The organism is Streptomyces sp. NBC_01171, from assembly GCF_045039805.1.
Classification (GTDB): domain Bacteria; phylum Actinomycetota; class Actinomycetes; order Streptomycetales; family Streptomycetaceae; genus Streptomyces.
This window is the reverse complement of sequence record NZ_CP108609.1, coordinates 4,363,167-4,375,711: the sequence shown is the minus strand read 5'-3', so window position 1 is coordinate 4,375,711 and position 12,545 is coordinate 4,363,167. Positions and strand designations below refer to the sequence as shown.

Sequence of the window (12,545 nt, the reverse complement as noted above, 5' to 3'; positions counted from 1 at the left end):
GGCGGGGCGATAGAGGGGGTGTGAGACTGTTCCGCCCCATGGGGGGCCACCGGGAGAAGGACGACGGGTCCTTGCTGCGGGCCGTCGCGGCGGGTGATCAGGCGGCGCTCGCCGACCTGTACGACCGGCACGCGGGGTGGCTGCACGCCCGGCTGGCCCGGCGCTGCGCCGACCCGGAGGTGGTCCGGGAGGTGCTCCAGGACACCTTCGTCACGGTGTGGCGTTCGGCCGCCGCGCACCGGGGCGACGAGGCCGGCGGCTGGCTGTGGACGATCGCGGCCCGGCGCCTGGTCGACGCCCGCCGCGCCCAGGAGCGCACCGCCCGGGTGGCGCCGGAGCCGGAGACGGCCGCCGCCGCGCCGTCCGCCGAGGACCGGGTGCTGGCCGGTCTGGAGTACGGCGATGTCGGCACCGCCCTGGACCGGATCTCCCCCGAGCTGCGCGAGGTGCTGCGCGCGACCGTGGTCGACGGCCTGACCACCCGCGAGACGGCCCGGCTGCTCGGCATACCCGAGGGCACCGTCAAGTCCCGCGCCCGGCGCGCCCGTACCGAACTGCGGGCCGCTCTGGCGCAGTTGAACCCGTCCCCGCTGGGAGGCCCGGCATGAGCAGACAGTGGCACGTGAGCGACGCCCAGGCCGCCCGGTACGCCGACGGCTCCCTGCCGGAGCCGGACGCCTGGTCCCTGGAGAAGCACCTGGAGAGCTGTACGAGGTGCGCTTCCCGCGTCTCGGGTGCGGTGCGGGGCACGGCGGCGGACACGGTGCTCCTGGACGTACGGACGGCAGTGCTGGCCGCAGCGGGGCGGGAGGTGGCTCCGGTTCCCGCACAGGGGTCGGGAACCGGAGCCTTCGCGCGCCGGACCCGGCTCCTCTGGGCCGCCGGGCCCGCCGTACGCGGGGCGTGGCTGGTCGCCCTCCTGGTGGTGGCCGGGGGCGCCATGCTGCTCGGCCTCACCGGAGGGGCCCCGGGGGCGCGGACGCTGCTGCTGGCGATCGCCCCGGTGGTGCCGGTGGCCGGGGTCGCGCTGTCCTACGGCCCGCACGCCGACCCGCTGCACGAGGTGGCCGCGTCCACACCGGGCGGCGGGTTCCGGCTGGCCCTGACCCGGACGGCCGCTGTGCTCGCGGTGAGCCTGCCGGTGCTGACCCTCGCCGGCGCGCTGCTGCCGGCCTCCGGCGCCCCGGCCGCCGCCGCGTGGCTGCTGCCGGGGCTGGCGCTGACGCTGGCCACCCTGGCGATGGGCCCGCTCGCCGGATTCGGTACCGCCTCCGCCGTGACGGCGGGCGGCTGGCTGTGCGCGGTGCTCGCGCCTTCGCCGGGCGAGATCGCCGCCCGGCTGGCCTGGTGCCTCGACGGCGCCCCGGCCCAGTCCGCGTGGGCGGCCGCCGTCACCCTGAGCGCCCTGCTGCTGGCGGCCCGCCGCACCGCGTACGACCGCACTTACTGAGCCTCAAGGAGATCCCTTGTCCATCCGCGTCACCGGGCTGCGTGTCCGGCATCGCAGAACCGTCGCCCTCGACTCCGTCGACCTTGAGCTGGGCACCGGCGTCCATGGCCTGCTCGGGCCGAACGGCGCCGGGAAGACCTCGCTGATCCGAGTGCTCGCCACCGTGGCCCGCCCCTCGGACGGCCGGGTGGAGCTGCTCGGCCGGGACAGCGCCGACCAGCGCGAGCGCTCCGAGATACGGCGACAACTCGGCTACCTGCCACAGGAGTTCGGCTATTACCCGGCCTTCACCGTGCGGGAGTTCGTGGCGTACGTGGCCTGGCTGAAGGAGGTACCGGCGGACCGGGTCCCGGCCGCCGTGGAGCGTGCGGTGCGGCGGGTCGGTCTGGCGGACCGTATCGACGCGAAGATCCGGACGCTGTCCGGCGGCATGGTCCGCCGGGTCGGGATCGCCCAGGCCATCGTCAACGATCCGAGCGTGCTGCTGCTGGACGAGCCCACCGCCGGCCTCGACCCCGAGCAGCGGGTGGAGTTCCGCGAACTGCTGCGCGAACTGGGCGCCTCCGCCACGGTGGTGGTCTCCACCCACCTGGTGGAGGACGTGGCGGCCGCCTGCACGGAGGTCGCCCTGCTGGACGGGGGACGGATCGCGTACCAGGGCACCCCCGCCTCCCTGACCCGGCTCGGCGAGACCTCGGACGGACCCGGCGACCATCCGATCGAGCGGGGCTACACGACGGCGCTGCGCGCCCACCGGGCCACGGGTGCGCGGGAGACGGTGCGATGACCACCAGGACAGCCACCACCACGGCCACCGCCCCGGCCACGCCGAAGACCCGCGCCCCCCATCCCCTGCGCGCCGAAGCGGTCAGGGGTTTCGCCCCGCTCGCCGGGGCCGCCGTGCTGCTGATGCTAGGGGTGTTGCAGGCCGCCTCCGCCAAGAACTGGCAGGGCGGCTGGGCGGAGACCGCCGCGCTGACGCACAACGCGCTGCTGGTCGCCCTGCCGCTGGCCGCCGCGGCCGGCTGCTGGCAGGGCGGCCGCGAGCGGCGGCGGCGCACGGAGGAGCTGTGGGGGACGGCCGTGCGCGCGCCGCTCCACCGGCTGCTGGCCTCCGCTCTGCCGGTCGCGCTCTGGGTGGCCGTCGGCTACCTCGTCGCCGTCGCCCTGGCGGCGCTCGCCACCTGGCCGTACTCCGTGGGCGACCATCCGCACCTCACCCGGGTACCCGGGGACACCGCCGCACTGATGGCCGCGGCGCTGCTGGGACACCTGGTGGGCCGGGCCGTACCCACTCACCTCGCGGCCCCGCTGCTCGGGGTGGTCGGGTACGCGGGGCTCGGGATGGCGGCGCGCCAGAGCGCCCTGGACCCGCTCGATCCCGCCGCGTTCGCCGTGGCCGGCACGCGCCCTGTGTGGTGGCAGCCGCTGGCCATGGCCGCGTGGACGCTCGGCCTGGCCCTCGCCCTCACCCTGGCGTACGCGGCCCGGCGCCGGATGACCGCGCTGCTGCCACTGGCCGCCGCGCTGACCGCGGGCGCGCTGCTCGTGCAGGGCGGGAGCGGCCTGTGGCGGCCGGACCCGCTCGCCCACGGACAGGTGTGCGACACCTCCACCACGCCCGCCGTCTGCGTCAACGCCCGGTACTCCGGCATGCTCCCCGAGGTCCGCGCGGCCCTGTCCGGCATCACCGGCAAGCTGCACGGCGTGCACGGCCTCCCGGCGCGCTGGTCGGACCGGGGCGCCGATCCACGCGCCGGCGAAGCCCCGCTGCCGACGCTGGCGCCGTTCGGCTGGTCGGTCGTACGGGGGCGGCTGACCCATCCGGATCAGTACGCGTGGGAGGCGGTCGCCGCGCTGTCCGGGCGCGGCGGCTGCGAGAACGATCCGGCGCGCGTGCAGCTCGCGGATGAGGCCGTGCAGGCGTACCTGGCACCGAACCCGTTCCAGAGCCGCTTCGACGCCCTCGACGCCAAGAGGGACGCGGCCGCCCGAGCCCACCTGCGGGAACGTCTCGCCGCGCGGGCGAAGCTGGCCGGGATGGACGAGCAGCGGCGCCGGACCTGGCTGTCCGCGTACTTCGCGGCCCGCGCCGACTGCGCTCCCGAGGGGGTGCCGTCCCTGTGAGCACCCAAGGTCTCGTGCTCTACGCCCGCTCCCGCGCCCTCCCCCTGTCCCTGGCGGCCCTCGCCGCGACCACCGGCTTCGCCGTCTGGGCGGCCGGGGCCCTGGACGCCTACCTGGACCCCGACCGCCGGGTGCCGGTCGTCGCCCTCGCCCCGCTGCTGGCCGCCGCCGTGATCGGGGCGAGCCTGCACACGGCCTCGGACGAGCTGGACCGCACGGCCGTACGCCCCTGGTGGCGGCGCCGCCTGGCACACGTCGTCGCGCTCACCGCACTCGCCTCGGCCATGCTGTCGCCGGCGGTGGCCGGGCACGCGGACACGTTCGGGCCACCGGCGATGATCCGCAACACGCTGGGCTGCGTCGGGGTCACGGCGCTCGCCACCGTCGCCCTCGGGGCCCGGCTGAGCTGGCTGCCCGCCTTCGGATACGTCTCGGCCGTCTACCTGGCCTCTTCCGGGGCGCACGGCCGCGCGGCCACGGTGTGGGCGTGGCCGATGCAGCCGGGCCCGCAGCCGGGGGCCTGGGCCGCCGCGCTGACCGCCTTCGCGCTGGGCACCGCGCTGTACGCAGTCCGGGGGGCGCGTGCCGAGGGCCCCCGGGGCTGACTCCCCGTGACCAGCCGTGCGGCGCCTGCCACGGGGTGCGCGGGGCCCGGCTCGTCAGGCGGAGATGCCGTCGATCCGGGCCAGGGCGGCGTCCGCGCCGTAGGGCTGCAAGTACGGCAGCCAGCGGGGGTCCCGGTGGCCGGTGCCGATGATGCGCCAGGCCAGGCCGGTGGGCGGGGCCGGCTGGTGGCGCAGGCGCCAGCCGAGTTCCACCAGGTGCCGGTCGGCCTTGACGTGGTTGCAGCGGCGGCAGGAGGCCACCACGTTGTCCCAGACGTGCTTGCCCCCGCGTGAGCGCGGGATGACGTGGTCGACGCTGGTTGCGACGCCACCGCAGTACGCGCACCGGCCCCCGTCCCGCGCGAACAGCGCGCGCCGGGTGAGTGGAACGGGCCCCCGGTAGGGAACCCGCACGAAACGCTTGAGCCGGACCACGCTGGGTGCGGGGACTGTGACGGACGCGCTGTGCAGATAGGCGCCGGATTCCTCCAGGGAGACGGCCTTGTTCTCCAGGACGAGGACGAGCGCGCGGCGGAGCGGTACGACGCCGAGAGGCTCGTACGACGCGTTGAGGACCAGGACATGCGGCACGGGTGCCTCCTTGGGCGTCGGCGGCGCGTGGCTCGCGCCGGGACGATCTGGTTCAGTCTCCCCTCATGCCTGGTCCGAGCGCCACCATGTGCCGGTAACGGGCTCGAAGTGTTTTCGACCACATGAGCGGCGCCGTCCGGTCAGCATGGCCTGTTCAGGCACGGGCGGGGCAGGGTGCCTCCGGAGAACCGGCAAGAGGGCCCGCGATGCCCCGTTAGTGTGGTGGTTCTGTCCGTCCGGTGACCTTTCCGTGATCTTGCCCGCCCCCGCCGGCGCGGACCGCAGCACCATGGAGGTACCCGCCGTGTCCCTGCCCGTCGCCCTGCTGGCCGCCGGAGTCTCGCCGTCTCCCTCGCCATCGGGCTCGGACCCGGCCGTGCCGTCGCTCCAGGACGCCCAGGAGAACGCGGCCAACGCCGCGAGCTGGGTCGAGCAGAACTGGTCGACCTGGCTGGCGATGGGGCTCCAGATCCTGCTGATCGTGGTCATCGCCGTCGCGCTGCGCGCCGTGGTGCGCCGGGCCATCACCAAGCTGATCGAGCGGATGAACCGCACCGTGCAGGCGGTGGACCACACCGCGCTGGGCGGGCTGCTGGTCAACAACGAACGGCGCCGGCAGCGCTCGGCGGCCATCGGCTCGGTCCTGCGCTCGGTGGCGTCCTTCACCATCCTCGGCACGGCCGCCTTGATGGTGCTCTCCACCTTCCGGATCAACCTGGCCCCCCTGCTCGCCTCCGCCGGTGTCGCCGGTGTGGCGATCGGTTTCGGCGCCCGGAACCTGGTCACCGACTTCCTGTCCGGCGTCTTCATGATCATCGAGGACCAGTACGGCGTCGGCGACACCATCGACGCCGGTGTGGCGTCCGGCGAGGTGGTCGAGGTCGGCCTGCGCGTGACCAAGCTGCGCGGCGACAGCGGCGAGATCTGGTACGTCCGCAACGGCGAGGTCAAGCGCATCGGCAACCTCTCCCAGGGCTGGGCCACGGCCAACGTGGACGTCACCGTCCGCGCCGACGAGGACCTGGACAAGGTCAAGTCCGTGCTGGACGAGGTCGCGGAGAAGATGGGCAAGGAGGAGCCGTGGAACGAGCTGCTCTGGAGCCCCATCGAGGTGCTGGGCCTGGACAGCGTCCTGATCGACTCCATGGTCATCCGGGTCTCGGCCAAGACCATGCCGGGCAAGTCGGTGTCGGTCGAGCGCGAGCTGCGCTGGCGGATCAAGCGGGCCTTCGACAAGGCGAGCATCCCGATCGTCGGCGGTGCCACGGCCGTGGTCCCGGCGGAGGACACCCCGGACCCCTCGGCCACCGTCGCCGCGCCCTCGGCGTTCGCCAACTCCACCTCCCCGCAGTCCCTGGCGAGCAACCCGCTCACCACGCCGAAGCCTCCGGTCAAGTAACGGCCCCCGAGCGCCCCCGCGGTACGAACCGCGGGGGCGTGCTTCGTTGACGGACTCTCCCGCCTGCGCCTAGGTTCCTGCTGGCCGAGGAGCCCGTCGTACGCGAGGGAGTCGCCCGTGAGACTGACCGTGGTCGGCGGAGGTTCGACCTACACGCCGGAACTCGTCGACGGCTTCGCCCGGCTGCGGGACACGCTGCCCGTGACCGAGCTGGTGCTGGTGGACCCGGCGGCGGACCGGCTGGAGCTGGTGGGCGGCCTGGCCCGCCGGATCTTCGCCCGGCAGGGGCACCCCGGCCGGGTGGTCACCACCTCCGACCTGGACGCCGGGGTGGCGGGCGCGGACGCCGTGCTGCTCCAGCTCCGGGTGGGCGGACAGGCGGCGCGCGAACGGGACGAGACCTGGCCGCTGGAGTGCGGGTGCCTGGGCCAGGAGACGACCGGCGCGGGCGGCCTCGCCAAGGCGCTGCGCACGGTCCCGGTGGTGCTGGACATCGCCGAGCGGGTCCGGCGGACCAACCCCGAGGCGTGGATCATCGACTTCACCAACCCGGTCGGCATCGTCACCCGCGCCCTGCTCCAGGAGGGGCACCGCGCGGTCGGCCTGTGCAACGTGGCGATCGGGCTCCAGCGGAAGTTCGCCGCGCTGCTCGGCACCGAGCCGGGCCAGGTCCACCTCGACCACGTCGGCCTCAACCACCTCACCTGGGAGACCGCCGTACGCCTCGGCGGACCCGACGGCGAGGACGTGCTCCCCCGGCTGCTCGCCGAGCACGGGGACGCCGTCGCCGCCGACCTGCGGCTGCCGCGCCCCCTGCTGGAGCGGCTGGGCGCGATCCCGTCGTACTACCTGCGCTACTACTACCTGCACGACGAGGTGGTGGGCGAGCAGCGGGTCAAGCCCTCGCGGGCGGCCGAGGTCGCGGCGCTGGAGCGGGAGTTGCTGGCGATGTACGCCGACCCGGCGCTGGACGAGAAGCCCGCGCTGCTGGCCCGGCGCGGCGGGGCCTTCTACTCGGAGGCGGCCGTGGACGTGGCGGCGGCCCTGCTGGGCGGCGGGGGCAGCCCGTACCAGGTGGTGAACACGGTCAACGGGGGCACGCTGCCGTTCCTCCCCGACGACGCGGTGATCGAGGTGCCCGCCGCGGTCGGGCCGGCCGGGGCGAAGCCGCTTCCGGTGCCGGGCGTCGACCCGCTGTTCGCGGGGCTGATGGCGAACGTGACGGCGTACGAGGAACTCGCGCTGGACGCGGCCCTGCGCGGCGGCCGGGACCGGGTGTTCCGGGCGCTGCTGGCGCATCCGCTGGTGGGCCAGTACGCGTACGCCGAGACGCTCACCGACCTCCTGCTCTCTCACAACCGGGAGCACCTGGCGTGGGCGTGACCGGGACCGTCCTCGCCGTCGACGCGGGCAACAGCAAGACCGACGTGGCGGTGGTCGGCGCGGCCGGCGAGGTGCTGGCCACGGCACGCGGCGGCGGTTTCCGGCCCCCGGTGGTGGGCGTGGACCGGGCGCTGGACGCGCTGGCCGAGCCGGTGGAGCGGGCGCTGGCCGAGGCGGGGGTTTCGTACGTCTCGCACGTCTCGGCCTGTCTGGCCAACGCCGATCTCCCGGTGGAGGAGGAGCAGTTGGCGGCGGCGGTGACCGCGCGGGCGTGGGGCGCGTCGGTGGAGGTGCGCAACGACACCTTCGCCATCCTGCGCGCCGGGGTGGCCGAGCCGCGTGGCGTGGCCGTGGTGTGCGGGGCCGGCATCAACTGCGTCGGCATGTGCCCCGACGGCCGTACGGCACGCTTCCCGGCCCTCGGCCGCCTCTCCGGCGACTGGGGCGGCGGCTGGGGGCTGGCCGAGGAGGCGCTGTGGCACGCGGCCCGCGCGGAGGACGGCCGGGGCGAGCCGACCGAGCTGTCCCGCACCCTCCCGGCCCACTTCGGCCTCCCCACCACGGCGGCCCTGATCGAGTCCCTCCACCTGGGCCGGCTCGCCCCCGCCCGCCGCCACGAACTGACCCCGGTCCTCTTCGCCACGGCGGCCACCGGCGACCCCGTCGCGCACGCCCTGATCGACCGCCTGGCCGAGGAGGTGACCCTGATGGCCACGGTCGCCCTGACCCGCCTGGAGCTCCTCACCGAGCCGACCCCGGTCCTGCTGGGTGGCAGCGTCCTCGCGGCGGCCCACCCCCAACTCGACCAGGGCATCCGCACCCGCCTCACCGCTCAAGCCCCGCTCGCGGAGGCCCAGTTGGTCACCGCTCCCCCGATCCTCGGCGCCGCCCTCCTCGGCCTCGACCACCTGGGCGCGACACCCGAGGCACTGGAACGGGCCCGCCTGACCTGGGAACCCAGCCGCACCTGAACCACCCCCTACGGGAACGACCGGGGGAACCAAGGTGATTGACTCCGCGTGTTTCTGAACAGAGGGGGCAGAGCCCCGCTTCGCGCCCCGATCCGATCAAGATGCGGTGAAGGCGGGTGCGGAGGGGGGCGTAGGCGGCGATACTGGCGGCCAACGGATGACCACGGGGGAGGTCAGGTGACACAACCGCCGCAGAGCAGTGCAGCATTCGCACCGCCGGCCACCTCGGCCACCACGGCCATCCCCGCCCAGCGCGGCCGGTCCGGCCTGCCTCCCGTGCGACGCACCGCCTTCGCCGAGGGGGCCGAGCGGTTGCGGGACGCCGCGACCACCGAGCCGGGGCGGCTGCGGGTCATCGGGGCCGTACTCGCCCTGCTGGTCGTCGCGTTCGGGGCCGTCACCGCGTGGCAGAGCGGGGAACGGGCGACCGCCGCCGACGACGTGCTGACCCGTAGCCAGCCGCTCAGTTCGGGCGCGGCCGCGATCTACCGCTCGCTGGCCGACGCCAACACCGCCGCCTCCACCGGCTTCCTGGCCGGCCCCGGGGAGAGCGCCGCGAACCGGGAGCGGTACGAGGACGACATCCGTACCGCCGCCTCCGGCCTCGTCCGCGCGGCCGCCGACACCGAGCCGGGCTCCCCCTCCGAGGCCACCGTCCGCAAACTGAACCGGCTGCTGCCCGAGTACAAGGGCCTGGTCGAGCGGGCCCGCGTCTACAACCGCCAGGGCTACCCGGTCGGCGGCGCCTATCTGCGGTACGCCAACGAGAAGATGCAGACGGAGATGCTCCCGGCCGCCCAGGACCTGTACACCAAGGAGAACCAGCGGCTGGACGCCGACTACGCGGACGCCACCCCCTACCCCTGGGCGGCGATCGCGCTGGGCCTGCTCGCGCTGGCCGCGCTGGGGCTCGCCCAGTACCGGGACTTCCGCCGCACCAACCGCGTCCTGAACCACGGCCTGGTCGCCGCCTCGGCCGCGACCGTGGTGGTGCTGCTGTGGCTGGTCGTCGGCCACACCGTGGCCCGCTCCGGGCTGTTCGGCTCCTACGACCACGGCATCCGCTCGCTGAACGTGCTGCACAACGCCCAGATCGCCGCCCTGAAGGCGCGCGGCAACGAGAACCTGAGCCTGGTGGCGCGCGGAGCGGAGACCGTCGAGGTGAACGGCACCAAGCAGGACGCGTACTACTACGCCTTCGACCGCGACCTCGCGACGCTGGACGCCCGCCTCACCGAGGCCCGGCGGCTCGCCGACGACGACAAGGGCGGCGAACCGGTCGACTCGGCCCTCGGTGACACGGCCGAGTGGAAGGACCGGCACAAGGCCGCCCGGACCGAGGACGAGCGGGGCAACTACCAGCTCGCACTGGACCAGGTGATCGGCGCCGACGACACCACCGGCGCGGCCTTCGACGGCGTGGACCGGAGCCTGACCCGCGCCCTCGGCCATGAGCAGACGGAGTTCGACCGGGCCGCCACCGGCGGCCGGGACGCCATGACCGGGCTGCCCGAGGGCGCGGCCGTGCTGGGTGTCCTGGGCGCGGCGGGCGCGGTGTTCGGCATCGGGCGCAGGCTTTCGGAGTACCGGTGACAGGGGGCCAGGCGATGGAGGCGGCGCGGATGCGCACCCGGCTGCGCGGCTGGGGCGGGGTCGGCGCGATGGCGGTGCTGTGCGCGCTGGCACTGGCGTTCGTGACGCTGCTGCCCCGTACCCAGGCGCACCCGGCGACCGGTGCGGGACCGGTGGGCCGGAGCCTGGTCACCGGCAGCCCGGCCCGCGCGGACGACTGCGAGGAGTCGTCGGCGCAGAACCGCACCCCTCCCCCGTCCGGCGCGGACGGCCCGACCATCGACGCCATCAAGGCCCGCAAGGGCGACAGGCGCAAGCTGATCGTCGGCATCGACCAGAACAGCTACCGCTGGGGCTACCGCAATCCCAACACCGAGGGCGCGGAGCTGGAGGGCTTCGACATCGACCTCGTCCACCGCATCGCCGAGGACATCCTCGGCAGCCCGGACGACGTCCAGTTCAAGGCGATACCGACCAGCCAGCGCATCCCCGCGATCCAGGACGGCACGGTCGACATGGTGGTCCGCACGATGACCATCACCTGCGACCGGCTGCGTGACGTGGCGTTCTCCGCGCCCTACTTCAAGACCGGCCAGCAACTGCTCGTCCCCGACGCCTCCGGCATCAAGGGCTACGACGGGACGCTGGCCGGCAAGAAGGTCTGCACGGCGGCCGGTTCGACCGCGTACGGCAAGCTGAAGGCGGACCGCGAGCGCAAGGCGCTGCCCGCCACCACGGACTTCTCCGCGACCGTGCCCAACCAGTTGGACTGCCTGGTCAGGCTCCAGCTCGGCGAGGCGGACGCGGTGGTCACCGACGGCGCGCTGGCCGCCAGCCAGGCCGCGCAGGACCCCACGGTGAAGGTGCTGGGCAAGCCGTTCACCACCGAGTACTACGGCGTGGCGATGAAGAAGGACGCCACCGACCTGGTGCGCCGCGTCAACCGCGTCCTGGTGGGCTACCGGGCCGACGGCTGGCAGGCGTCGTACGACAAGTGGCTGTCGGCCACACTGGGCGAGGACGCGCGCTCCTCCAGACCGCCCGCCCCGAAGTACCTGCGCGAGAGCTGAAGCAAGCACGCACGGGCCAGACCGACCACACAGCAGCGAGAGGTGATCGATGGGCGTCACGGACCCCGCCGGGCCGGTGATGGACCGGGACGAGGTGGACCGTGCGCTGGCGCGGCTCGGCCAGGAGCACGAGGCCATCGAGACCTCGCTGTTCGCGCTCCAGGACCACGCCGGCCGCCGCCTCCTCGAGGGCGCCGAGCTGACCGGAGTGACCAAGGAGCGGTGGGCCGCCACGGAGGCGTCGATCACCCTGCTGTGGACCTGTTTCGACGCGTACACCGACGCGCTGCGCGAGGCCCGCGAGATCCGCTCCCGGCGCCGCTGGTCCAGCCGGGAGGACCTGGTGGAGCTGACCGGCCTGCTGCGCGGGGAGTCGGTCACGGTGGCGGGCGGCGCCCAGCCCTCGGGCTCGGCGGTGCTCAGCGAGAGCTTCACACTGGCCGCCCTGGTGGAGCGGATGAACGAGCTGTACGCGTCCTCGCTGGACATGGTGGTGGCCGCCGACGCCGTGTGGTCGGCGCTGCCCGCCCGCATCGACCTGCTGGCCGCCGAACTCCAGCGCACCCGCAGGCTGGCCCACTCCGTCGGCGTCCGCCCCGGCGAACACCCCTCCGGGGACGACCTGGAGGGCATCACCCGAACCCTGACCGAGCTGCGCGAGGAGGTCGTCCGCGATCCGCTGGCGCACTGGGTGCCGACCGGGGGCGGTTCGGCACCCGGCGGGGGCCGCCCGGACACCACGGTGTACGACCGGGAGGCGCGGGCGCTGGAGGACGTACGCCGGGAGATCGAGGCGGTGCTCACCGTCCGGCAGGACGCCGAGGAGCGGCTGATCCGGCTGCGGGACGTGCTCTCCCGCGCCGACCGCACCCTGGCCGAGGCGCGTACCGCGCGCGGTGAGGTGCTGGCGAAGATCGCCGCGACCGAGGTGCCGGTGGTGAGCGGCCCGCCGACCGTGCTCCAGGAGCAGTTGGCGACGGCGGCCGAGTACCGCCGCCAGGCCCGCTGGCACCGCCTCTCCCCGCTGCTGGAGTCGCTGGAGCAGCGGGCGGAGGACGAACTGCTGCGCGCCCGCGAGTCGTTGACGGCCGTCACCGCGCCGCTCGCGGTCCGCGCCGAGCTGCGTGGCCGCTTGGACGCCTACCGGGCGAAGGTCACCCGGCACGGCCTGGCCGAGGACCGGCTGCTGATCGAGCGGTACGACGCGGCCCGCCGGATGCTGTGGAGCGCGCCCTGCGACCTGCGCGTGGCCGAACAGGCGGTACTGCGCTACCAGCAGGCGGCGGCCGAACTGCTGGCCCCGCCGAGGGTCCCGGAGCAGTACGCGCCCGAGGACGGCGAGGGGGACCAGGAGTGAGCGAGGAACGGCGCACCTGC

Annotated in this window: 12 protein-coding genes; 11 read left to right on the top strand and 1 reads right to left on the bottom strand. The window is 74.6% G+C overall.

Annotated features, from left to right (window positions below; all coding sequences use genetic code 11):
• Window positions 1-38 precede the first annotated feature (38 nt).
• The 5 genes from OG448_RS20175 to OG448_RS20155 are packed head-to-tail and all read left to right on the top strand — an operon-like array spanning window position 39 to window position 4,182.
• A complete protein-coding gene (locus OG448_RS20175) occupies window positions 39-608 on the top strand; it encodes a sigma-70 family RNA polymerase sigma factor (protein ID WP_391291800.1) in 570 nt (189 codons plus the stop codon).
• Window positions 605-1,450, top strand: a complete 846-nt coding sequence (locus tag OG448_RS20170; protein WP_405555703.1) for a zf-HC2 domain-containing protein — start codon at window positions 605-607, stop codon at window positions 1,448-1,450. Before OG448_RS20175 ends, OG448_RS20170 begins: the two co-directional genes overlap by 4 nt.
• A 16-nt stretch (window positions 1,451-1,466) precedes the next feature.
• On the top strand, window positions 1,467-2,237 hold the full coding sequence (locus tag OG448_RS20165; RefSeq protein ID WP_405555701.1) for an ABC transporter ATP-binding protein: 771 nt from the start codon (window positions 1,467-1,469) through the stop codon (window positions 2,235-2,237).
• The gene (locus tag OG448_RS20160) at window positions 2,234-3,577 is read left to right on the top strand and encodes a hypothetical protein (protein ID WP_405555700.1); all 1,344 of its coding nucleotides are present in this window, start codon (window positions 2,234-2,236) and stop codon (window positions 3,575-3,577) included. Before OG448_RS20165 ends, OG448_RS20160 begins: the two co-directional genes overlap by 4 nt.
• Window positions 3,574-4,182, top strand: a complete 609-nt coding sequence (locus OG448_RS20155; RefSeq protein ID WP_405555698.1) for a hypothetical protein — start codon at window positions 3,574-3,576, stop codon at window positions 4,180-4,182. Before OG448_RS20160 ends, OG448_RS20155 begins: the two co-directional genes overlap by 4 nt.
• A 54-nt stretch (window positions 4,183-4,236) precedes the next feature.
• On the opposite strand, the gene OG448_RS20150 is transcribed toward OG448_RS20155, so the two are convergent.
• Window positions 4,237-4,773 carry an HNH endonuclease gene (locus OG448_RS20150; protein WP_030814019.1) on the bottom strand — a complete coding sequence of 179 codons (537 nt, stop codon included), beginning with the start codon at window positions 4,771-4,773 and terminating at the stop codon, window positions 4,237-4,239.
• A 289-nt stretch (window positions 4,774-5,062) separates the two neighbouring features.
• Between OG448_RS20150 and OG448_RS20145 the strand changes: the two genes are divergently transcribed.
• The 6 genes from OG448_RS20145 to OG448_RS20120 all read left to right on the top strand — a co-directional run bounded on the left by OG448_RS20145 (window position 5,063) and on the right by OG448_RS20120 (window position 12,525).
• Window positions 5,063-6,172: a mechanosensitive ion channel domain-containing protein gene (locus OG448_RS20145; RefSeq protein WP_391292351.1), complete on the top strand. Its 1,110-nt coding sequence runs from the start codon at window positions 5,063-5,065 to the stop codon at window positions 6,170-6,172.
• A gap of 117 nt (window positions 6,173-6,289) precedes the next feature.
• On the top strand, window positions 6,290-7,555 hold the full coding sequence (locus OG448_RS20140; protein WP_405555695.1) for a 6-phospho-beta-glucosidase: 1,266 nt from the start codon (window positions 6,290-6,292) through the stop codon (window positions 7,553-7,555).
• Window positions 7,546-8,526, top strand: a complete 981-nt coding sequence (locus OG448_RS20135) for an N-acetylglucosamine kinase (RefSeq protein WP_405555693.1) — start codon at window positions 7,546-7,548, stop codon at window positions 8,524-8,526. Before OG448_RS20140 ends, OG448_RS20135 begins: the two co-directional genes overlap by 10 nt.
• 177 nt (window positions 8,527-8,703) lie before the next feature.
• Window positions 8,704-10,119, top strand: a complete 1,416-nt coding sequence (locus OG448_RS20130) for a hypothetical protein (protein WP_405555691.1) — start codon at window positions 8,704-8,706, stop codon at window positions 10,117-10,119.
• A gap of 14 nt (window positions 10,120-10,133) precedes the next feature.
• A complete protein-coding gene (locus OG448_RS20125) occupies window positions 10,134-11,168 on the top strand; it encodes a glutamate ABC transporter substrate-binding protein (protein ID WP_405558867.1) in 1,035 nt (344 codons plus the stop codon).
• Window positions 11,169-11,217: 49 nt separating this feature from the next.
• Complete coding sequence (locus OG448_RS20120; protein WP_405555689.1) at window positions 11,218-12,525, top strand: hypothetical protein; 1,308 nt, start codon at window positions 11,218-11,220, stop codon at window positions 12,523-12,525.
• Window positions 12,526-12,545: the final 20 nt, after the last annotated feature.

What these genes read in the sequence shown, in the direction of transcription:
- OG448_RS20175 (WP_391291800.1), top strand. Translation starts at nt 39, where the DNA reads ATGGGGGGCCACCGGGAGAAGGACGACGGGTCCTTGCTGCGGGCCGTC.
- OG448_RS20170 (WP_405555703.1), top strand. Translation starts at nt 605, where the DNA reads ATGAGCAGACAGTGGCACGTGAGCGACGCCCAGGCCGCCCGGTACGCC.
- OG448_RS20160 (WP_405555700.1), top strand. Translation starts at nt 2,234, where the DNA reads ATGACCACCAGGACAGCCACCACCACGGCCACCGCCCCGGCCACGCCG.
- OG448_RS20145 (WP_391292351.1), top strand. Translation starts at nt 5,063, where the DNA reads ATGGAGGTACCCGCCGTGTCCCTGCCCGTCGCCCTGCTGGCCGCCGGA.
- OG448_RS20125 (WP_405558867.1), top strand. Translation starts at nt 10,134, where the DNA reads ATGGAGGCGGCGCGGATGCGCACCCGGCTGCGCGGCTGGGGCGGGGTC.
- OG448_RS20120 (WP_405555689.1), top strand. Translation starts at nt 11,218, where the DNA reads ATGGGCGTCACGGACCCCGCCGGGCCGGTGATGGACCGGGACGAGGTG.